This is a genomic window from Mesorhizobium sp. Mes31 (assembly GCF_024519675.1).
Lineage (GTDB): Bacteria > Pseudomonadota > Alphaproteobacteria > Rhizobiales > Rhizobiaceae > Mesorhizobium.
Genome location: NZ_JALJRL010000002.1, coordinates 459579 through 480198, shown reverse-complemented (window position 1 = coordinate 480198; position 20620 = coordinate 459579). Strand labels below are relative to the sequence as shown.

25 protein-coding genes are annotated in these 20620 nt (G+C 61.5%); 7 read left to right on the top strand and 18 right to left on the bottom strand.

Annotated features, from left to right (window positions below):
• Nucleotides 1-35: 35 nt before the first annotated feature.
• The gene (locus NR193_RS05035) at nucleotides 36-938 is read right to left on the bottom strand and encodes a LysR family transcriptional regulator (RefSeq protein WP_256749754.1); all 903 of its coding nucleotides are present in this window, start codon (nucleotides 936-938) and stop codon (nucleotides 36-38) included.
• A gap of 117 nt (nucleotides 939-1055) precedes the next feature.
• Between NR193_RS05035 and NR193_RS05030 the strand changes: the two genes are divergently transcribed.
• Nucleotides 1056-1934, top strand: coding sequence for an EamA family transporter (locus tag NR193_RS05030; RefSeq protein WP_256749753.1), 879 nt, complete (start codon nucleotides 1056-1058; stop codon nucleotides 1932-1934).
• Nucleotides 1935-1956: 22 nt separating this feature from the next.
• On the opposite strand, the gene NR193_RS05025 is transcribed toward NR193_RS05030, so the two are convergent.
• Nucleotides 1957-2592, bottom strand: a complete 636-nt coding sequence (locus NR193_RS05025) for a TetR/AcrR family transcriptional regulator (protein ID WP_256749752.1) — start codon at nucleotides 2590-2592, stop codon at nucleotides 1957-1959.
• Between the two features lie 99 nt (nucleotides 2593-2691).
• Here NR193_RS05025 and NR193_RS05020 point away from each other — a divergent pair, with 99 nt between their 5' ends.
• The 4 genes from NR193_RS05020 (at nucleotide 2692) to NR193_RS05005 (ending at nucleotide 6125) form a co-directional block, all read left to right on the top strand.
• Nucleotides 2692-3702, top strand: coding sequence for an NAD(P)-dependent alcohol dehydrogenase (locus tag NR193_RS05020; RefSeq protein ID WP_256749751.1), 1011 nt, complete (start codon nucleotides 2692-2694; stop codon nucleotides 3700-3702).
• Between the two features lie 36 nt (nucleotides 3703-3738).
• Nucleotides 3739-4185: an OsmC family protein gene (locus tag NR193_RS05015; protein ID WP_256749750.1), complete on the top strand. Its 447-nt coding sequence runs from the start codon at nucleotides 3739-3741 to the stop codon at nucleotides 4183-4185.
• 17 nt (nucleotides 4186-4202) lie between these two features.
• Nucleotides 4203-4589: a nuclear transport factor 2 family protein gene (locus NR193_RS05010; RefSeq protein ID WP_256749749.1), complete on the top strand. Its 387-nt coding sequence runs from the start codon at nucleotides 4203-4205 to the stop codon at nucleotides 4587-4589.
• A 102-nt stretch (nucleotides 4590-4691) separates the two neighbouring features.
• A complete protein-coding gene (locus NR193_RS05005; RefSeq protein ID WP_256749748.1) occupies nucleotides 4692-6125 on the top strand; it encodes a hypothetical protein in 1434 nt (477 codons plus the stop codon).
• 67 nt (nucleotides 6126-6192) lie between these two features.
• On the opposite strand, the gene NR193_RS05000 is transcribed toward NR193_RS05005, so the two are convergent.
• The 11 genes from NR193_RS05000 to NR193_RS04950 all read right to left on the bottom strand — a co-directional run bounded on the left by NR193_RS05000 (nucleotide 6193) and on the right by NR193_RS04950 (nucleotide 13277).
• Nucleotides 6193-6804: a LysE family translocator gene (locus tag NR193_RS05000; protein WP_256749747.1), complete on the bottom strand. Its 612-nt coding sequence runs from the start codon at nucleotides 6802-6804 to the stop codon at nucleotides 6193-6195.
• Between the two features lie 173 nt (nucleotides 6805-6977).
• Nucleotides 6978-7310 carry a YkgJ family cysteine cluster protein gene (locus NR193_RS04995; protein WP_375162685.1) on the bottom strand — a complete coding sequence of 111 codons (333 nt, stop codon included), beginning with the start codon at nucleotides 7308-7310 and terminating at the stop codon, nucleotides 6978-6980.
• Nucleotides 7311-7359: 49 nt separating this feature from the next.
• The gene (locus NR193_RS04990) at nucleotides 7360-7527 is read right to left on the bottom strand and encodes a hypothetical protein (protein WP_256749746.1); all 168 of its coding nucleotides are present in this window, start codon (nucleotides 7525-7527) and stop codon (nucleotides 7360-7362) included.
• A gap of 1 nt (nucleotide 7528) precedes the next feature.
• A complete protein-coding gene (locus NR193_RS04985) occupies nucleotides 7529-7936 on the bottom strand; it encodes a hypothetical protein (RefSeq protein WP_091577347.1) in 408 nt (135 codons plus the stop codon).
• On the bottom strand, nucleotides 7936-8163 hold the full coding sequence (locus NR193_RS04980; RefSeq protein WP_256749745.1) for a hypothetical protein: 228 nt from the start codon (nucleotides 8161-8163) through the stop codon (nucleotides 7936-7938). Before NR193_RS04980 ends, NR193_RS04985 begins: the two co-directional genes overlap by 1 nt.
• A gap of 343 nt (nucleotides 8164-8506) precedes the next feature.
• Nucleotides 8507-8716 (bottom strand): cold-shock protein, encoded by a 210-nt coding sequence (locus tag NR193_RS04975; protein ID WP_010915421.1) that lies wholly within the window; start codon nucleotides 8714-8716, stop codon nucleotides 8507-8509.
• Nucleotides 8717-9108: 392 nt separating this feature from the next.
• On the bottom strand, nucleotides 9109-9888 hold the full coding sequence (locus tag NR193_RS04970; RefSeq protein ID WP_256749744.1) for an SRPBCC domain-containing protein: 780 nt from the start codon (nucleotides 9886-9888) through the stop codon (nucleotides 9109-9111).
• Complete coding sequence (locus NR193_RS04965; RefSeq protein ID WP_256749743.1) at nucleotides 9888-10208, bottom strand: helix-turn-helix transcriptional regulator; 321 nt, start codon at nucleotides 10206-10208, stop codon at nucleotides 9888-9890. The genes NR193_RS04970 and NR193_RS04965 overlap by 1 nt, the downstream gene beginning before the upstream one ends.
• A 68-nt stretch (nucleotides 10209-10276) precedes the next feature.
• Nucleotides 10277-11029 carry an SDR family NAD(P)-dependent oxidoreductase gene (locus NR193_RS04960; RefSeq protein WP_256749742.1) on the bottom strand — a complete coding sequence of 251 codons (753 nt, stop codon included), beginning with the start codon at nucleotides 11027-11029 and terminating at the stop codon, nucleotides 10277-10279.
• Between the two features lie 82 nt (nucleotides 11030-11111).
• Nucleotides 11112-11765 carry a glutathione S-transferase family protein gene (locus NR193_RS04955; RefSeq protein WP_256749741.1) on the bottom strand — a complete coding sequence of 218 codons (654 nt, stop codon included), beginning with the start codon at nucleotides 11763-11765 and terminating at the stop codon, nucleotides 11112-11114.
• Nucleotides 11766-11834: 69 nt separating this feature from the next.
• Nucleotides 11835-13277 (bottom strand): patatin-like phospholipase family protein, encoded by a 1443-nt coding sequence (locus NR193_RS04950; protein ID WP_256749740.1) that lies wholly within the window; start codon nucleotides 13275-13277, stop codon nucleotides 11835-11837.
• 151 nt (nucleotides 13278-13428) lie between these two features.
• On the opposite strand from NR193_RS04950, the gene NR193_RS04945 reads away from it, so the two are divergent.
• Complete coding sequence (locus NR193_RS04945; RefSeq protein ID WP_256749739.1) at nucleotides 13429-13617, top strand: CsbD family protein; 189 nt, start codon at nucleotides 13429-13431, stop codon at nucleotides 13615-13617.
• 57 nt (nucleotides 13618-13674) lie between these two features.
• Here NR193_RS04945 and NR193_RS04940 read toward each other — a convergent pair whose 3' ends face one another.
• The 4 genes from NR193_RS04940 to NR193_RS04920 all read right to left on the bottom strand — a co-directional run bounded on the left by NR193_RS04940 (nucleotide 13675) and on the right by NR193_RS04920 (nucleotide 18590).
• The gene (locus NR193_RS04940) at nucleotides 13675-14808 is read right to left on the bottom strand and encodes a metallophosphoesterase (RefSeq protein WP_256749738.1); all 1134 of its coding nucleotides are present in this window, start codon (nucleotides 14806-14808) and stop codon (nucleotides 13675-13677) included.
• An 88-nt stretch (nucleotides 14809-14896) separates the two neighbouring features.
• Nucleotides 14897-16021, bottom strand: a complete 1125-nt coding sequence (locus NR193_RS04935) for an FAD-binding oxidoreductase (protein ID WP_256749737.1) — start codon at nucleotides 16019-16021, stop codon at nucleotides 14897-14899.
• A gap of 86 nt (nucleotides 16022-16107) precedes the next feature.
• Nucleotides 16108-17649: an amino acid ABC transporter permease/ATP-binding protein gene (locus NR193_RS33445; protein WP_306279935.1), complete on the bottom strand. Its 1542-nt coding sequence runs from the start codon at nucleotides 17647-17649 to the stop codon at nucleotides 16108-16110.
• 98 nt (nucleotides 17650-17747) lie between these two features.
• Nucleotides 17748-18590: an ABC transporter substrate-binding protein gene (locus NR193_RS04920; protein ID WP_256749835.1), complete on the bottom strand. Its 843-nt coding sequence runs from the start codon at nucleotides 18588-18590 to the stop codon at nucleotides 17748-17750.
• A 234-nt stretch (nucleotides 18591-18824) separates the two neighbouring features.
• Here NR193_RS04920 and NR193_RS04915 point away from each other — a divergent pair, with 234 nt between their 5' ends.
• Entirely contained in the window at nucleotides 18825-19904 is a 1080-nt protein-coding gene (locus NR193_RS04915; RefSeq protein WP_256749834.1) for a LacI family DNA-binding transcriptional regulator, read from the top strand.
• A 35-nt stretch (nucleotides 19905-19939) separates the two neighbouring features.
• Here NR193_RS04915 and NR193_RS04910 read toward each other — a convergent pair whose 3' ends face one another.
• Entirely contained in the window at nucleotides 19940-20494 is a 555-nt protein-coding gene (locus NR193_RS04910; protein WP_256749736.1) for a TetR/AcrR family transcriptional regulator, read from the bottom strand.
• Between the last annotated feature and the right edge of the window lie 126 nt (nucleotides 20495-20620).

Below are 20620 nucleotides of genomic sequence, written 5' to 3'. Positions count from 1 at the left end.
GAAAGGGCGGCAGAAATGCCGCCCTTTTTCATTGATCAGATGCCGAACGACTCAACGATCAGATCACGCACCTGCATCACCGTTGGCGTGCGGACGGTGTCGAAACGCCAGCTGACGCCGAAGGCGTAGCGTGGAAACTGCAAGGGACAGGCTGCCATCTCAAAAGGGCCCTGGCCGCACAGTGCGCGCGCGGCATGGCTCGGGATCGTCGCCAGTGCATCGCTATTCCACAAGAGAAAAGACAGGGCGGAGAAATGCGTGGTCGCCGCAAGGACCCTGCGCCGCAGCCCATGTTCGGCAAGCACGTCGTCGGTGACGCCGCTCAGGCCGGAATAGGAAACCAGGATATGATCTCGTGAAAGGTATTCTTCCACGGTGAACGGTTCTCGCCCGGGTCTGGAGCGAGGATCATAGACGATCATGTAGTCCGAGCTCCCAACCGAGATGTGTTTCAGCCGGCTGTCGGTGATGCCACCCGAGGTGATGGCGAGGTCGATTTCCTTGTCGTTCAGCGCTTGCGCCGCCACGAAGCTGTTGGTCTGGCGCAGGATAATCCTGACATTGGGCATTCTCTGCTTGGTCAGTTTGATGATGCCGGCGCCGAACGCCATTTCGAAATCGTCGGAAAGGCCAACCCTGACAACAACGACCTTCGCCCGATCTTCCGCCTGCGGGCTCGTGCTATCCAGCGTTCCACTGATGATCCCCAGCGCCTCCTCGATCAGTGGTCGCAGGATCACAGCGCGCGGCGTCGGCAGCAGGCCGCGCTGTGTGCGCGTGAACAGCGGATCGCCATAGAGCGCCCGCAGCCGCCTCAACGATGCGCTGACCGCGGCCTGACTAAGCCCGAGCCGTGCGGCGGCTCTCGTTGCGCTCAACTCGCTCATGAGCATCTGGAACACCACGAGCAGATTGAGATCGACAGGCCTATTTTCCATTCTGTTTATATCTGCATTCCAGTTGCATTGTTTCAGTTATGTCATGTAGCGCGATATTCTCCCGGGATGGAAGACGAATAATCGTCACCGGCATCCTCTGCATGGGACCGCGAAATCATGAGACCTCGGCATATGCTTCTGGCACTGTTGGTGGCGGCGATATGGGGGATAAACTTCACCGTCATCAGCATTGGTCTCGGCAGCTTCCCGCCGCTGCTGCTTGCAGCGCTGCGATTTGTCGTCGCCTCGCTGCCGGCGCTGTTCCTGCCTCGCCCACATGTGCCGTGGCCCCGCTTGCTCTGGATTGGCGCAACCTTGTTCCTCGGCCAGTTCGCCCTGCTTTTCACGGGAATGGCACTTGGGCTGCCCGCAGGGCTCGCATCGGTGACGCTGCAGTCGCAGGCTTTTCTGACCATCCTGATCGCCTCCGTGGTGCTGCGGGAAAAGCCGACGGCCCGTCAGGTCTCCGGATGCCTGGTTGCATCTGTCGGTCTGGGCGTAATCGGGCTCACTGTCGGAGGCGACTTCTCCACGGCCGGTCTTGGTCTGTGCCTCGCTTCGGCGCTGTGCTGGGCAGCCGGCAACGTGTTGCTGCGTGGCGCCGGTGAGGTCGACATGCTTGCAATGGTGGTCTGGCTGAGCCTGATCCCGCCCGTTCCACTTTTCGCGCTGTCAATGCTGCTCGACGGACCGACGACGATCGCCCACGCCCTATCGGCGATGGGCTGGAGCGGCGCGGGCGCGGTCATCTACATATCGGTGCTCTCGACCATTCTATGCTATGCTATCTGGGGTCACTTGCTGAAGCTATATCCGGCCGGAACCGTCGCGCCATTTTCGCTTCTGGTACCGATCTTCGGAGCACTGTCTGCCAGGATGGTGCTGGGCGAGCAGTTTGAAGCGACCCGCATCCTAGGAATGATGCTGATCCTTGCCGGCTTGGTGGTCGTTGTGGCGCCGCTGAGGCGGACAATGCTGGTGCAGAGGCACGCCTGATCCAGTCGCACGCATCGCTATCTCAGGATCCTTGCGACGGTATTTCGGCCGTGAGAATCGCCGCGTCGCGGTTGCGGCCTCCTCCGGCCAGCACGGCACCTTCGATCAATGCCGCTACTTCATCGGCCACCGCCCACAGCGGGGCGCGGTCGCGGGTGGCGCGGGCGATCACCATCAATCCTTCCAGTGACGATTCGACCAGCAGCGCCAAAGCGTGGGCGCGGCGCTCGGGCACCCCTGCCCTGACGAAGGCCTCCCGCAGCAAGCCGATCCACTGCTCGAAGGCCGAGCGGCACAAATCCGCCAGTTCCGGTACGTCTGTCGGCGAGTCCAGCACGACAGGCGCGATCGGACATCCGAGCGAAAACTGGTTGTCCTCCAGCATGCGCGCCACCGACTGGTAGATATGATGGACGGCCACGGCCGGATCCTTTTCGGTGGCCAGCGCCTCGCCCAGCCTCTCCGTCACCCTGGCGACGCTGTCACGCGTCACCTCGATGACCAGTTGGTCCTTGCCGCCGGGAAAATGGAAATAGAGCGAGCCACGCGGCGCGCCGCTGGCGCTCAATATGTCGTTGAGCGAGGTGCCATGGTAGCCGCGCTGCCTGAGCAGCAGTCCAGTCGTCTCGAGTATGCGGGTGCGGGTGTCGTTCGCCATGTCAACCTCTGTCAGCAGCCATCACTATAGGCCTTGTGCTGAATATGACAATCGGTCTACATAATATGTAGATCAGTCTACATATTCGAGGAAGCTGACATGTACGCCTATCGTCTTGAAGGGTCCGGTAGGACCGAATGCCTGGTGATGCGCGAGGAGGCGCGGCCGCAGCCGAAACCGCACGAGATCGTGGTCCGCATTCGCGCCACCTCGCTCAACCGGCGCGACACGATGATCCTCAACGGCACCTATCCACTAACGCCGCGCCTCGGCGTCGTTCCACTGAGCGATGGGGCGGGCGAAATTGTCGCCATCGGCAATGCCGTCACGCGCTTCGCGGTCGGCGATCGCGTGACCGGCAGCTATTTCGCGCGCTGGATCGACGGGCGCATCAATGCCGGGCTCATCGATCAGCTCGGCTGCACGCTGGACGGCATGCTGGCCGAATACGCCGTTCTCGATGAGCAATGGGCGGTACGCTTGCCCGATCATCTCGACTGGCATGAAGCGGCAACGCTGACCTGCGCCGGCCTGACCGCCTGGAATGCGGTGACGGGGGCCGGAATTCCCAAGCCCGGCCAATGGGTTCTGGTCATCGGCTCGGGCGGCGTCGCGCTCTTTGCACTGCAGTTCGCAAAGCTGCTCGGCTGCCGCGTCGTCGCCGTCACCTCACGTGGCGGGAAGGCCGACAGGCTGCGAATGATTGGCGCCGACCTCGTGATCTCGACATCGGACATGCCCGAATGGGGTGCGACCGTCCGCGACCAGACCGGCGGTGTCGATCTCGTCGTCGAGACCGGTGGCCCGGCGACCTTCGCGCAGTCGCTGATCGCCAGCACGCTTTACGGGCACATCGTGCTGCTCACGCTGCAGGATGCGAAAGGCGGATCGATCCAGATGCCGGCAGCGCTCTACCAGCGCAGCCTCGCCACCATCAGCCGCCTCTTCGTCGGCAACCGGACCAATCTCGAAGCCATGCTGCGCGCTGTCTCGCAGCACCGCCTGCGGCCCGTCATCGACAAGGTCTTTGCCTTCACCGAGGCGGGCGATGCCTACCGCTATTTCCAGCAGGGCGATGTCTTCGGGAAAGTGGTCGTCGACGGCGCCTGACCCATCGATTTCCCCAAGATCAAAGGAGAACGGACAATGACAATTCGTGAAGCCTCGGCTGAGTGGCAAGGCACGCTGCGGGAAGGTTCAGGTCGACTACGGCTCGGCAGCGGCGTTTTCGAAGGCGCCTATTCCTTCCCGTCGCGTTTCGAGAATGGCCCCAGCACCAATCCGGAGGAACTGATCGCGGCAGCGCATGCCGGCTGCTTCTCGATGGCTCTGAGCGCGATCCTCGGCGGCGAAGGCCACACACCCGGCAGCATCCATACGATCGCCAAGGTCCATCTCGGCGCCACTGCGGCCGGACCGACCATAACCCGCATCGAACTGGAGACGGAAGCAAGCGTCGCCGGGCTCGCCGTCGACGATTTCGAGCGACTGGCGCAGACGGCCAAGGCAGGCTGCCTTGTCTCACGGGCGCTATCGGGTGTCGCCACCATCACGCTGAAGGCGAGCCTCGTCGGCGCCGCCATCGATCGCTGAATGAAGGAGCCCATCCAATGACCCGAGAACTCATCATCGACATCGCCGCAACAAATCGCTCCCGTGAAACAGCTGAAATCATGCGGCGCTACAATGACGTGTTCCAGCGCCACGATCCCTCCGCTCTGAACGGCCTGGTGGCGGAGGACTGCGTGATCGAGAACACCACGCCGGCACCGGATGGCGCCCGTCATGCCGGCCGGGAGGCCTGCGTCCAGCTGTGGTCGGCGATCGCCACCCAGCCGGGCACGCGTTTCGACCTCGAAGAAACATATGTGGCCGACGACCGGGCGACGATCCGCTGGCGCTTCTGGATGGCCGATGGCAGTTCGCTGCGCGGCGTCAACCTAATGCGCGTCGAGGACGGACACATTGTTGAAGCGATGGGTTATGTGAAGGGATAGCACCAAAGGCACTAGCGATCCGCCAGCGCCAGCTTGGCACCGAGCTTGATGAGGGCGGTGGGAAGGATGGCCGGAAGGCATTTAAACAGAACGCCATGAAAATTGAAGGAAAACCAAAAGATTCTTATACTACAAAAAGAATATTTATGCTACACTTCTGATAGGTTTTATATTCCAAACGAGATTTTGAATCATTCGCTCCTGTGGGGGATCGAAATGTCAGGTCGAAAAATCATTGCAGCTGCCCAAAAATTTGGTAGCTCGGCACTTGCGGTTAGTTGGTTTGTTCTGCTCTTCCTCGCCACGATCTTTATTGCCTCAGTGACTCTTTCAGCGAGCCAGCTACAAAGCAGGCTGCTTTCGTTGTCGCGCGCCGACATTCCCTATTCAGTGTGGCAGATCGAGCGCATTCGTAAACAGATGAATGCGCAGCAGGCTATAATCAGCCAACAAGCTGACAAAGTCGCAAAACTTGGCGATTTATTGAGCGCGAAAGAGATAGAAACACAGAACGCGAAAGACAAATACCTAATATTGTATAACATATACTATAAATATAGGGACGACATTATACACAAACTCACGCTTTATATGCCACTTTCATTTGAGTCCGCAAACATAGACGCAATGAGAAAGGATGACATCAGATCCCTAATTGAAAAGACAATAAACGATCTCGGAAATCTTCTTCCGCCAACCAAGGCGACAGTCGATGATCTGTACAAGCGATATATCGACGCGATGCGCAACGAAGAGGATGGAGAGCAGGCCGGTATTATCGCCAGCCACGCCGCCGAGAATGCAAAGGCCTCGCTTCAACAGGAGCAGTCCACTCTCAGCGCTGACGAAGCCCAGCTAAATCGCATCTTGGATCCTGATGGGAGTATGAAACCTGCTGATTTGTCACGCCTATACGATATGATGTCGGAATTCGCCTTTATCGAGCAATTCGCGCTTGGCGCTTTGTATAAATTTGCGATCCTACCAAATGACTTCCTAATAATCGTTCTTGTCGTGGCGATGGGCGTTCTCGGCAGTACCCTGCAGCTCACCTATGATTATTATCGTTCTGGTGGGATCCAGCAGCCGAGCTTGTTCTTCTTGCGACCAATGTTAGGTGCGATCACCGCGCTGGTCGTCTTCATCCTTCTAAAGGCTGGCGTGCTGGTCGTGACAGATTCAGCAAAACTTGGAGAGCCAGCTCCGCTTAGTCCATTTTTCATCGCCTTTGTGGGTATCGTGTCCGGGCTGTTGTCAGATAATGCCCTTGAAACGGTACGCAGCGTCGGCACCTCATGGCTTCGCGGGTCAAATGCCGATCCCACATCGCGATGGGCTAGCGGAGTAAAGGCGCTTCTCACCAAACAAAAAACATTGACCGATCTGGCGGCGAAAACCGGGCTTGCGTTGGACCAGTTGACCAGTTGGGTCGACGAGGAAGAACCTGTTCCCGCCGACATGCAGAAGCTCTTGGCGGCTTGGCTTGACAGGGATGTCCGCACTTTGTTCACGGATATGCCGCCAGCCGAAGCTTAGTATTGTTACCGGGTCTCGTATCGATGCCTTCATTGGCGGCAGACTCGATCCCGTCCGGCAGATCAAGCTACCGGTCCGCCAGCGCCAGCTTGGCGCCAAGCATGACAAAGGCGCCGGCGAAGGTACGGCGCATCCAGGTCAGCACCATTGGCCGCGACACGACATGGGTGCGGATCGAGGCAGCGAAGATGCCATAGCCGACAAAAACGACGAAGGTCAAAAGCATGAAGACGCCGCTCAGCTCCAGCATCTTTGACAGTGCATGCGGCTCGGTGGTGCTGACGAACTGCGGCAGGAAGGCAAAGAAGAAGATCGACAGTTTCGGATTGAGCACGTTGACGAGGATGCCGGTGGCAATCACCTTGCCAGCCGAACGCGGCGCGACATTGTCCTCGACGCTCAGGCCGCCCTTCTCCTTCAGCGTGTTCCAGGCCATGTAGAGCAGATAGGCGACGCCGATGTACTTCAACGTTTCGAAGGCGACCGCGCTGGTGTGCAGCAGCGCCGCCAGGCCGGTGATGGCGGCCGCCATATGGGGGATGATGCCGAGCGTGCAGCCGAAGGCGGCAATGATGCTGGCGCGGGCGCCGCGCGACAGGCCGGCGCTCAGCGTATAGAGAACGCCGGTGCCGGGCGAGGCCACGACGATCAGCGACGTCAACAGGAATTCGATGCTCAAGGGATGATCCTCCACAGCCCTGCCCTCTTGCAGCGTAGCCAGCAAGGGCTGCGGACACAACCACCGGCAGTCGTTACTGATGCATGTCACCCAAAAGTGCGCAGCGTTCTTGGGGACAGCGACATGCACAAAACAAGGGGTCGAACCGCGTCGACTGATAAACGCGATGCGCCTTAAGCCGTCGGCAATCCATGCGCGCGGCGCGCCATCAGGCAATCATCGTCGCCGGGCATGCAGGCGCGGCAGACATCCGGGCGGACCTCGTAAATGCCGCAAGCGGTCGACTTGCCGACTTCGCCGGACAACGCCGAGCAGCGCACGCCCTCGCAACGCATGCCGGATTCGTTGGCTGCTACGTATTTCGCCGGGATGCGGTCGAGCTGCGCGTCATCCTCGGTGGAAAAACGCGGCCACTCCGCCGAATAGGAACAGCAGGCACCGCAGCTCTGGCAGTCGAAGAGAGGAGCGGTACTCAGTTGCGACGACGAAAAGCCTGCGGCGGCCACCAGGGCGGGCAACGCCGGCACGGCGGGATCAGCGTCTTGCGGCAAGGTGCTATTTCTTCTTGCCCGTCTTGCCCTTGGGCGAATCCACTGGCGACTTGAACAGATCGGTCGCGGCCTCGGCGGCATCAGCGGTTTTCGGTGCGGCAACCGGCTTGGCCGGCTTTGCGGCGACAGCGGGAGCTGCCGGCTGGTGCTTGGCGGAGAATTTTATGGCCATGTCAGTCCTCGTCGACGAAACGCGATGATGGCGCGCGCGGATTGCGCAAGCGGCCGATCAGCGCCGAAACCGCGGTGATGTTCATTTCCTCGGGCGACCAGTTCTTTACCGCCTCGATGTGGTGAGGCGCCAGTTCGCGATGCGTGCTGCCGCTGTAGGCGGCGTCCTGGTGGGTCACCCGCTCATGGGTCTTGGCGTCTTCGCGGACATATTCGATCAGATAGTTCGGGCATTCGGCGCGACCGCGTACACCGAGCCGTACCTGTGCATCGCCATGGGCGCGTTTGCAGCGCTCCAGCTTTTCCAGCACCCGGCGTACATATTCGACCGGCTTGTTGAGGCCTTCGACCACGTCGGCGATCGTCGAGTCGGCGGCGATCATCTTTGGAGGCACGCGCTTGGTGGCCATCAGCGTCTTCCGGCTCGCTTTGGCAAGGCCGCAAGCGCCGCGGCCGCTGCCATCTCGTCAGCCTCCTTCTCCAGGCGCTGTTCGCGCAGGCGCGCGGTCTTGGCTTCCCGTGCCTCGCTGACGGCATCGCGTTCGGAAATGATGCGGTTGAGCGACATCGACTGGGTTCGCGTCTTGCTGAACAGGGACACGGGCTGATCGACGGCTGTCTTTGAACTGGTGGTCAAATTCTTTCTCCTGTCAGGAGTCTGGTGCCGATGGGACGAGACCGGGTTGTCGGTGAGGACCACGCACAAAGAAATACGGCACCGGATTCAGATTGCTGGAGCGTCCCTTAGCACGTTCCGGCCGAGTGCGGCGCACTTTCGGCGACAAGAAACACAAAATGAAAAAGGCCAGGCACCGCCTGACCTTCCGTGGGAGCGCTCGCACCCAGATGGATGCAGAAGGCACGCTCCTCTCATGCGCATGACATGCCGTGGAAACTCAGGTCTCCGCGGCCATGCGCCCGAATTCGCCATTCACCAGTGCCAGTACATCCGTGGTCACCGGGAAGGCTGAATTCTTTTTTCAGGCCGCCTTCAACTGGTCGGCGGACATCTTGCCCGACTTGTTGTCGCGGACCATCTCGTAGCCGAGCTTCTGGCCCTCGACGATGTCGCGCATGCCGGCGCGCTCTACGGCCGAGATGTGGACGAAAACGTCGGCGGAGCCGTCGTCAGGCTGAATAAAACCAAAACCTTTGGTGGCGTTGAACCATTTAACTGTGCCGGTGCTCATGACGAACCCTTTCCATGGCAAATATTCGTTCGCCGTCATGCGGATGCACAACGTCGTTTGTCTCGATTTTTGATGTGGGAAGTTCGTCAAAGGCGCGCTGCAAAGCGCGGATAACAAAAGTCAGTCAAACAAATATCGACAGAGGTCTTTTATGCTCCTAATGCCGCCTTGTCAATTCTTAGTTTGATCCGCCCTTTGCACTCGCATCATCGAAGGCGCCGCATGAAGCGCAGGCTTCAAAAAAATTCGACATGCCGTGGAACCATTTCGAACCACGCACATTTTATGATTGTCGTCGGCAGTTCATGCGAGCAATCGAAGGAAAGGCTAACGGCAAAGACGCCCCCGCACTACAATAGGTGCGAGGGCGTTTTCTTTTGGCGCTCCGAACCTCACATCACAGCCGTCATCATCGGCAGGATTTCGTAGCGAAAGCCCAACCCTGAACGAACCGTCGGGTCGGCGTCGGTGAGCGCCCGGACGGCGGCTTCATCGTTGGCGCGCACGATGCCGAGCCCCCAGGGGCCGGCAGGATCGGCGACCGGCCCGAACAGGATGACGCCTCCCTCGCCCAACTTGCCGCGCAAATAGTCCGAATGCTGTTTCATCAGCGCCTTTTCCGCATCGGTCAAGGTGAAAGCAAAGTCTGGCCGCGGCGGGATCAGCCGGCAGTGGAACACGCTTTGCGGCTTGCCGCCTACCCCATCGGACAGGAAGGTGGCCAGCCAACCGAGCACACGTTCCCAGCCGAAGCCGTGATCGCGGCAGGCGCCTTCGCGAGCGCCGAAGCCCTCGTGGCGTAGTGTCAGCCGCGTTCCGGCATCGACCGCTTCGAGCGTATAGGTGACGGTGGTGACGTTGTCGCCGTCCCATAGCGCTTTCCATGTCAGCACCAGAAGGTGCGGCGGCTCGACCTTGAGGTACTCCCCCTGGACATGAAACTCTCGGCCGTCGACGCCCTTGCCTTCCGATCGCCACGCCCCGCCCGGCCGCACGTCGGCAGTGTGTTTCGTCGTCCGGTAAAGTTCGTCCGAGCCCCACCAGAGCGGTATCTGGTCATCCGCCGTCAACGCGCGAAACACCCGCTCGGGCGGCACCGCGATCGTCACCGTGGCGAGAATCGTACCCGCCGACACGTCGGCGATAGCGCGAGGTCCATCATTGATCGCCATCATTCGTTCTCCAGGTAGGATTTCAGATTGCCGAGGCTCGCTTGCCAGAAATCGCGATAGGGCAAGATCCAGTCGGCCACGTCCTTCAATTCCGCCGGCTCCAGCCGATAGAGCCGCTCGCGGCCATGCCTCTGCTCGGACACGACCCGCAACTCACGCAGAATCCTGAGATGCTTGGAGATAGCGGGCCGGCTCTGCGAAAAGGCCGAGGCCAGTTCGTTGACCGGCGCCGGTCCCTGCCGCAAGCGGTCGAGAATGGCGCGGCGCGTCGGATCGGCAATGGCGCGGAAGACGGAATGGTCGGATTCAGCTTGCGGCATAATACGTATCCATTTGGTTACGTATTATGCCTGTCCCTGGCTTTCGTCAACTCCGAGACAAGCCGGAGCTAGCGCTCCTGGTCGGTCGGCCTGATGACGATCTCGTTGACGTTGACGCGAGCCGGCTGACTGACCGCGTACAGGATGGAGGCGGCAATATCCTCGGCGGTCAGCGCTTCCATGGTGGCGAGGCGCTGATCGAGCCCCGCTTTCGAGTTGGCGTTGGTGATGTGATCGCCAAGCTCGGTGCGCACCAGTCCGGGTTCGATGACGGTGACGCGGACCTTGTCGGCATAGACTTCCCGGCGAAGCGACTCGGAAAAGCCGACGACGCCGAACTTGGTCGCCGCATAACCACTGGCGCCGGGATTGGCGACGCGGCCGGCAACCGACGAGACGTTGACGATATGACCCTTCGCGGCCCTGAGATGCGGCAGCGCCGTCTTGGTGACGCTCATCAGCGCCAGCAGGTTGAGTTCCACCATCTGGCGCCAGTCGTCGAGCGTCGCCTCGGCGGCCGGCGACAGAAGCATCACCCCGGCATTGTTGACGAGAATGTCGAGCCGCTCCCATTCGGCCACCACCTTGCCGATCATGGCGGTGACATCGTCATTGCTGGTGACGTCGGCCTCGATGCGCAGCGCCATGCCGCCGGCCGTTTCAATGCGCGCCGCCAGCGCCTCGAGCCGATCGGCACGGCGAGCGGCGATCGCCACCTTTGCCCCGGCAGCGGCCAGTGCCGCAGCCGTGGCCTCGCCGATACCAGACGAAGCGCCCGTGACGAGGGCGACCTTGCCGGCGAGTGCAGAAGAAACCGTCATTGCGACATCTCCAAAGACGCTGCCCCTATGCCCTCAGATAGGCCGCCCGAGGCCTCCTGGAAGCCCGCTCCGCAGTCAGACCCTATTCGTCGGGGCCAGGCTCGGGCCAGGTTTCCCTGGCAGCCTCGGCGTACCAAAGGCGCATCGCGGGTGTTGAAAGCACGGCATCGACATAGGCACGGGTATCGGGCGCCAGCGCGCCGCCATAGGTGTCGAAGCGAGTGACGACCGGCGCATACATGGCGTCGGCCGCGGTGAAATGACCGAACAGGAACGGGCCGCCCTTGCCGTATTTTTCGCGACATTCGCGCCACAGCGCCTCGATGCGCGCCCGCTGCGCCTCGCCTTCGGCGTCGAGCAGCTTGTGGCCCTTCGGTCGCCGCAAATTCATCGGCCAGCCATAACGCACCTCGCGGAAACCGGAATGCATCTCGGTCGCCGCCGAGCGCGCCAGCGCGCGGGCGCCGATATCGGCCGGCCAGAGATTTTTTTCGGGAAACAGATCGGCTAGATATTCAAGGATGGCAAGGGTTTCCCAGACGATCCTTCCATTGTGATTCAACACAGGCACCTGGCCGGTCGGCGACACCTTTGCCAGGTTGGCGGCCGTCTCAGGCGTACGCAGCCGTACAAGACTTTCCTCGAACGGGATTTCCAGATGTCTCATCGCCACCCATGGCCGGAGCGACCATGACGAAAAGCATTTGTTGCCGATGTAGAGCTTGAATTCTGCCAAGATGGTCTCCCCCAAATTTCGTTACATCAATCATTTGCGGCCTGTGTCCAGGCATTCCTTCGTGATCGCTCAGTTTGCCTGTGCTGTCGTCATTTGTGCCCCCGGCGAAACACCCGCACGGGCGCGGATGGCGGCGATCGCCCTGGTGAGTTCCGCATTGACCAGGAACGCCTCGCGGCCGGCGGCGATTGTGAGGTCGACCTGTTCGACCGGCAGCTTCAGACGGGTCGGGATCCGGTTCAGTTCGACCTGTGCCGGCTGATCGAGGTCGGCGAATGACAGGTGTTGAACCACGATCTGGACGTCGCGGCAGTTCCAGCCGCCAGCCGAGCCGCGATAGGCAGCCACGGTCGAGGCCGGGAGACTGCAGCGATAGCGCACCAGTTCGCCTTGCCATTGCGAGACGGCGAGCGTCAGCGCATCGAATTCATCGCGCACCGAGGCCGACAGCGTCGTGCCCGTCACCGCGTCTAACAGCTCGGTAAGCTTCGGCCCGTGGATGGACTTGGCCCAGTCCACGTCATTGTCGCTGCCGGCGTCGGCGACAATGAAGAGCAATGTTTTCAAGCGAACGGCGGCGGCCGGTGACAGGGGGCCATAGGGCGTGCCAGCAGCGGAACGTTCGAGCGTGAAGCCGGTGACGCCAATATTGTCGGTCAGGCCACCGTCGAGCAGTTTCACATAGTCGAGCGGATCGGCGTTCTGATAGGAATCGAGCGCGCTGGCGTAGGCTCGGAGCCTGATCGAGGCGTTCCGATCGGCCAATGCGCGTCCCAGCCATTGCGGTCTCCGGTAGCCGCAATGCGGGCTGGTGGCGGAGACGACGATCGGCGCAAAGACGACGGGAACCGCTGCGGAGGCCGCGACGGCATCGGCGAGCCGTACCTTGTCGAGGTCGCTGCACAGCGCCGCGAAGGTGTCGTAGCTGAACAGGAACGGCGTGCGGTTGTAGATGTCGGACGCATTGATCCAGACGATGGGCCGGTCCGGCTTGCGGAAAGCCTGGAATGTCGCGCCATCGAAGAGATGGTCGTTCAGCCATTTGGCAAAGCCGCTGCGGTCATTGACGCCGCCATTATAAGCGCGCACGAGATTGAGCGGCGACAGCGATGTCCTGAGATCGGCTTCCGCATCCTGGATCAGGAAGCGCTCGCGAAAATCCCGGTAGTCATCCTTGCCCCTGTAGCCGAAATAGGCGGCGGTGACGGCGCCGCCGGAGGCGCCGGAAATCATCCTCACGTCGTCAACCAGCGTGCGCCGACGTGGCTGCTCGTCGATGACGATGTCGTCCAGCGCTCGCAGCACGCCATAGGAAAAGGCAGCGGCCCTTGTGCCGCCGCCGGAGAAGGCGAGGCCGACGACGGTCGAGCCATCGTCGCCTGGATCGGGAATGAAGGTCGGCGAAGGGTGCCCTGCCTCTGATGTCAAAACATTGATCGGCCCGACATCGTCGGCGACACAACCGGCCGCCAGCAGAGAGACCGCGATCGCAAAGGCAAGATGAAAACGCATCGAATACCCCGGGCAGCCCGCACATCCGGCCCGCGCGGAACCTAGCCGGATCGCTCTGCCTTAGGCAACCAGTCGCGCGGCGGCAAATTACAAGTGTTCGGAACCTAACAGGGTCAGGCCCGTTCTTGTCGGCGAATGAAAATCCCGGGAGATGCGCAAAATGGTGAATAAGGATCAGGTCGCGGGCGTGGCCAAGCAGGTCAAGGGCTCGGTCAAGCAGGCCGCGGGCAAGGCGACCGGCAACAGGCAGACCCAGGCCGAAGGTGCGGCCGACAAGATCGCCGGCAAGGTGCAGAAGGCCTATGGCGACGTGAAGGAAAAGGGCAAGAAGGCGCTCTGAGCCCCAGCGAGGACTGCTTTCTTCCAAAGGGAAAGGCGGCCGCCAAGGTCGCCTTTTTCACGTGCTCCAGCCCTTGCTGAAAGCATTGGTGAAGACGATCTCGCCGTGGTCACCAGTCGCCTCGCCCAGCGCCACGTCCATGCCGTCGCTGGTCACCCTGGCCACCGCGAACCCACCCATATAGGCAGCCTTCGGCTTGAACAGGTCGAGCCCGTCACTGCGGTAGATCAGCGGCGTGTCGTGCTGGTGGCCGTGGAAGATGCCGGCGATGTTGTAACCCTTCAGAACCGCCAGCAGCGCCTGCCGGTCGGCCTCGCTCCACCAGTGCGGCACACCGGCGCCGTCATCGTCGTAGACCCTTTTGGCGGCATCCCACCGTTCTATCGAGAACTTGTCCCAGCCATAGTGCTGGAACAGGATCACCGGGCGCCCATCCGCCGCATAGGTCGCCAGATCCTGCTTCAGCCACGGCAGGCTCGAGTCGGCGCCATGGCCGGTATCCCCGGCGAAACGATGCATCTGGACGAGATGCAGGCCGCCCCAGTCCCATGAATAGCAATCGGTGTCGACGTCGTAGTCTGTGGCAGGCACCGGCGGCTTGAAGAACACACCGGCGCGATGATTGACCTCGACATAGTCGCGCAGTTCACGCCGGTACCAGTCGACATGATGGGGCGGTCCGTTCTGGTCGAGATCATGATTGCCAAGCCCGATATAGACCGGCATGTGCACGCGATCGGGGCCGACGCCTTGCTGATAGCGCTGGCTGAACTGGAGAAGCTGCGTGCCCTCACTCGGCAGGGTGATCTGGCCGCCACCGTCGTCGGTCATGTCGCCGCCGACGACAAGGCCGAGCGGCGCGCCGATCCGGCTGCCAGCCGAACGCAGGCCGGTGGCGACGCCGCCAATCTCGACCGGCCAATCCTTGTCGCCGAGGCCGTTGAGCGCCGCAACATTGCGCAGCAATGCGGCGTCGGTCTTGCCTTCCTGCTGGCAATTGGGGCTCAGGCCGCTTGCCATGCGGCAGGCATGGACATCGGCGATGAACAGGAAGGTGGCGTCGATGGGCTGAACGCGCTGCCCGGTCTGGCCGAGCGCCGGGCGCGAAAGCGCACCAGTGACGGCCAAACCCGCAGCCTGCGCCAGAAAGCTGCGTCGGGAAATCAATCCGGTAGGACGGCGATTCATCATCGGTGAATTTCAGCATGGAGAGCGGCCGGCCGTCCAGCGCGTCTCATCGCCGCCGTCCATCGACATAGTGCCTCGGGTTTGGCTATGTCTAGCCAAAGCGGCTTGGACGGAAGTTCGCAAGCAGCGGATGTTCACTACCGCTGGCGATCTCGCCGGCAAGCAGTTCACCCGCGATCAGGCCAAGCGTTGCGCCGCTGTGGCTGAAGGCGACGTAGTATCCCTTGATGTCCTTCAACTGGCCGAATACCGGCTCGCCGTCTCCGGGAATCGGCTTGGGGCCTACACCGTAACTTTCCAATTCCAGCTTCGGATGGCCCTCGAGAACCTTCGAGGCTTCGTCGAGAAGCCCCTGAACGGTCGAATCCTTCACGCCATAGGTACCGTCCGGATTGACGACCACCTCTTCTTCCGACCAGGCGGAATCGAGCGCGAGGGCGCCGTCCGGCGTCGGGCGGATGGCAACGCGCGGCGTGTTGAGCACGGCCCGAAGAGGCAAGCTCACCGGCTTGGTCCTGACCAGCAGCGCGATCGGCGTCCCATCAGCGATATGCTGGCCGGAGTCCGCAACCATTCGCGGCACATCACCGCCGGTCGCCACGAGTACCGCGTCGGCAGCAAAGCTGATGCCGCTTGTCGTGGTGACGCCGGTGGCACGACCGTCGACGACCGTGACCGCGGCGCTTCCGGCATCGGTGACCAGTTGTCCGCCACGCTCCGCGAATTCCGCAATCAATATCTCGATCAGCCGCGGCAGGTCGACCCAGCCTTCGCCCGGATTGAAGATCGCGCCCTGATGCGTGACGGCGCTTGCAGCGATACCCGGCGTGGCTGAAGCTATCGCGCCTGCGGGCAGATAGCGCGCATCATAGCCGAGGGCTTTTTCATGGGCGAAGACGTCCGCGATCTCGTTCGAGGCGTCGTCCGCATCCCATGTCAGGCCGCCGTCGAAACGCAACCAGTCGGCATCCGGATATCTCGCCGACAGCGTCCGGTAGCGGTCGATGCCGATCATGCGCAGGCGATGATACTCAGCCGACCGCCTGCGCGCGGAATTGAGCCAGGCGAGCGAGCGCCCTGAAGCTCCCTTGGCGAGCGGTCCATCATTGACCAGCACGGTTTCGATACCGAGCCTTGCAAGATGAACGGCCGAGGAGACACCGAAAATGCCGCCTCCGACAACAACGACCTTTGAGACCGAAGGTAATGTAGCCATGGGATATTCTTTCACTGTGTGGAGGTTGATTGGGCGGCCGGGCGTCTTGGTTTCCATGCGTCTCGGGGGGCCATGCGATGCTGCGATCAGAGCACTTCGGCAAGGAAGTGCTTCAGACGCGGGCTTTTCGGAGTGTCGAAGATCGCTGCAGGCGTGCCGGCCTCGATGACGCGGCCTTCGTCCATGAAGACGACCTGATCGGCGACCTTGCGGGCAAAGCCCATTTCATGGGTCACGACGACCATTGTCATGCCGCGCCGGCCGAGATCCGCCATCAGGTTGAGAACGCCCTTCACCAATTCTGGATCGAGAGCGCTCGTCACCTCGTCGAAAAGGATGACCTCCGGGTCCATTGCCAGTGCACGAGCGATCGCCACACGCTGCTGCTGGCCACCGGATAGGCTTCCTGGACGATGGTTCTTGCGGGCAGCCAAGCCGACATCGGCAAGGCGCGCCTCGGCGATGCGCTCGGCCTCCTGCATCGGCATGCCCTTGACCTTGGTCAGCGACAGCATGACGTTTTCCAGAGCCGTGTGATCGGGAAACAGGTTGAATTGCTGGAAAACCATGCCGACACGGCGGCGCAGTTTTTCAGGCTTCATCGCCAGGATGCTCGCGCCATCGAGCAACACGTCACCGCCCTTGGGCTCGACCAGGCGGTTGAGGCAGCGCAACAGGGTCGACTTGCCCGAACCTGATGGACCAATGACGCAAGTGACCGTGCCAGGCTTGACCGCCAGGCTGACGCCTTTGAGAACATCGAGATCGCCGTAGGCCATGTCGAGATCGGTGACGGCAAGACTGCCGCCCTTGAACCGCTGAAGCGCCGAGCTGCCTTCAGGGCTGGTCTCCGAAGGTGGACTGCCGGTGGCGCTTTCCAGTTCGCTTACCTCGGCAAGGCCGCTGGTGACGAGGCCGGCCTTTTGCTTGCCGACCCGCAGCGAGTTATCGATGTAATTGACCACATGGGTCAACGGCACGGTGATGATGAGATAGAACACGCCGGCCAGAAGCAAGGGCGAGAGGTTTCCGGTGACCACCGCCTGGTCCTGACCGACGCGGAAAATCTCGCGCTCCGACGCGAGCAGACCAAGGAAATAGACAAGGCTCGAATCCTTGACGTTGCCGATGAACTGGTTGACCAGGGCCGGCAAGACGCGGCGGATGCCTTGCGGTATCACGATCAGGCGCATGCCCTGCCCGTAGCTCATGCTGAGCGCCCTGCAGGCCTCCATCTGCCCACGCTCGACGCTCTGAATTCCCGAACGGAAGATTTCGCCGATGTAGGCGCCGGCGATCAGGCTGAGGGCGAGAATGCCGAGCGGATAGGGCGAAGGCCCGAAGATTTCACGGCCGATGCGGGCGAAGCCCTGGCCAATCAGCAGAATCGTGACAATCGCCGGAAGGCCACGGAAAATATCGGTGTAGACCCGAGCCGGAATGCGCAGCCAGCGCGATTGCGAGATGCCCATGACCGCAAGGATCATGCCGAGAACAACGCCAAGCACCGTGGACGTGGCGGCGAGGATCAAGGTGTTCTTCAATCCGACGGTGATCATGCTCGGCAGCACGTCGGCCATGGCCTGCCAGTCGAGGAAACTGCGGCGCAGGTTTTCAAGCCAGTTCATTCGGTCCCCTTTTCCATCGCGCTATTCGTGCCCTCCGAAAATCAGGCGCAACAGCGTGTCGTCCTGCCGCCGGCCATCAAGGCCGGCGGCAGGCGCGGTTACTTCTTGGGGAGATATTGGTCAGGCATCGGCGAGCCGGGGAACCACTTCTCGTAGAGCGTCTTCCAGGTGCCGTCCTGCATCGCCGCATGCAGGGCAGTGTTCAGCGCGTCGCGAAGCTTGTCGTTGCCCTTGCGCACGACGAAGCCTGCTGGCGCGTCGAAGGAAGGGATGTTAACTGCGATCTTCAGGTCCGGATAACGAACCCCATAGTCCTTGGCTGCCTCATAGTCGAGGAAATGTGCGTCCACCGTGCCATTGTTGAGCGCCGAGACGGCCGAATTGTTGTCAGGAAATTTGACGAGATCCGTCCCGACAAAATTCTTCGCTGCATAGATTTCCTGCAGCGTACCCTGCACGACGCCAAGGCGCTTGCCCTTGAGCCCGTCCGCCGAAGTTATCGCCTTGTCGGCTGTAAGCACCGACAGGTAGCCTGCGAGATAGCCGTCGGAAAAGTCGACCGTCTTCTTGCGCGCATCTGTCGTGCCGATCGCCGCGACCGCCACGTCGAAGCGCTCATTGGCAACCGAAGGCATCAGGGCCGAGAACTCCTGACCGGTGAAGATCACCTGATCCGGTTTGAATCCAAGGCGGCTGGCGACGTTCCGAAAGAGTTCAATATCGAACCCCGTGAAGGTGCCATCCGCCTGCGTGAAAGCGTAGGGTTTCGCGTCTCCCATGGTCCCGACGCTGATAATTTTCGCATCGATAAGGCCATAGGGATTGTCATCCGCCGCGGCAGCCCGTGAAACCAAACCTGCTCCTATGCACACAACCATAAGAGCCATTGCGCCGGCCTGGACCGGCGACATCAACGACTTGAGAATTCCAATCCTGCTCATGTCTTCTCTCCACTCTGAAGGTTGTTCTTCTTGGCATTTGCGTTGAGCCCGCAATTTCACGCCTCACATCGTTGGTCGCCGCGACAGCGGCTCGCACGGCAGGCTCCCATCACGCCTCTTGGCTCACGCACTTTTTTGAAAGAGACCGGTCTCTTGTTGTGTGAGACCGGTCTCTTTGATAATCGTTATCGCCAGATTGACCTTCCGTCAACAACTCTTGTAGTCGTTCGTCCGATGAAAAAAAACGCGCCCAAAACCCGGTCGATAACGGTCAGCGACGTCGCCCGCGCGGCGAACGTGTCGAAAGCGACGGCCGCGCGCGTGCTCGGCGGATACGGCGTCGTCAGCGATATGATCCGCGCGGACGTCATGGCCGCGGCCAAGGCACTGGACTACCGTCCGAACGAGTTGGCCCGCAGCATGACGACCGGCCGGTCCGGCATCATCGGGGTGGTTGTCGGCGACATCGAGAACCCGTTCTTCAGTCTCGCGGTACGCGGCATCAGCGATGCGGCAAGGGCAGCCGGTTTCAACGTCATTCTGGCCAATTCCGGCGAGAGGATCGAGGTTGAAAAGGCAGCCGTGCGGCTGTTGATCGGCAAGCGCGTCGACGGACTGATCGTCACGCCATCGGAATCGCGTGACATCTCGCACCTGCGCGACATCCATCGTTCGGGCCGGCCGCTTGCCCTGCTTGACCGGGCGCTGCCCGATCTGGACGTCGATACGGTCACGGTCGACGATCGCGGCATCGCCATGCGGGCGACCCGCATTCTTGCGGATGCCGGCCACCGCAACATCGCCTATGTGACCGCGGTCGACGCCGAAGGGCATGAATACCGCGATCTCGGGCAAATCTACACCTCGTCGGTTCGCGAGCGTATCGACGGTTTCCTCACCGTGTGCCGAGATGCCGGAATTGATAGGCCGGAAAAATATGTTCGCCTTGGTGCAACAAGCCCCGCAGAAACACGCAGGGTTGCCGACAAATTGCTGTCCGGGCCGGATCGGCCGACGGCGATCCTCGCCTCCGACAGCGTCATCGCGCTGGAGATCTTCAGGGTGATCCGCCAGCGCGGCCTGCGGATTCCCGAGGACATTTCGCTGATCACCTTCCATGATGCTGACTGGACGAGCGTGACAACCCCGCCCATTACCGTCATCGACCAGCCCGTCTATGCGCTTGGCAAGAGTGTCGCGGAATTGCTCATCCGCCGGTTGAAGGGAGATCCGCGCCCGGCAGAAAGGCTCATTCTGCCAACATCGATCGTCGAGCGCGGGTCTGTCGGCCCACCCTCGAACAGGGAGTTGTAGATGCCATCGTCAAGCGCGAGCAGCGCGGCCGCGATCTAGGTTTCACCCAGCGCCGCCAGGCAGTCGCGCAGGACTGTGGCGTCCTGCGCCGTCTTGGCCATCGACATGGCGCCGGAATAAGTGGCCACAACGAGCGCTGCGAAGCGCTGCGGGTCGGTGCCTTGCTCCCGGCCCGCCCGCTGGTCGGCGCTGATCTTGTCGGCGATGGCCTGGCGCCACGCCGAAAAGATACCGGCAAGGGCAGCACGAAAATCCGGATCGGCCAGCGACAGTTCATGCGCCAGGTTGTTGAGTGGGCAGCCGTGCACGAAGCCCTGCTGCTCCAGTTGCGCCGCCACGGCCTCGAACACCGCTCGCACGCCCTCGCGCGCCGAAGCTGCCGCCAGCACCGGCGCGATCCATGTCTCCTCGACCGCCGCCGCCACGCGCTCGTCGATCACCGCCAGCGCCAGCGCCTTCTTGGCCGGGAAATGATGATGCAGCGCGCCCCCGCTGACACCTGCCGCCGCCATCAGATCGCCGAGGCTGGAGGCATGATAGCCGCGTGCCTGAAACGACTCCTCGGCAACATCGAGCACTTTCTTGCGCATGCCTTCGGGGTCGTTGACGCGTTTGCGTGCTCGAAGTCTTGGTTGAGCGGCAATCTCTGCTGACATTGCCGAACAATAGCATGTTGACAAAACAGGACAACCGGTCTGTTTATAAACAGGATGATC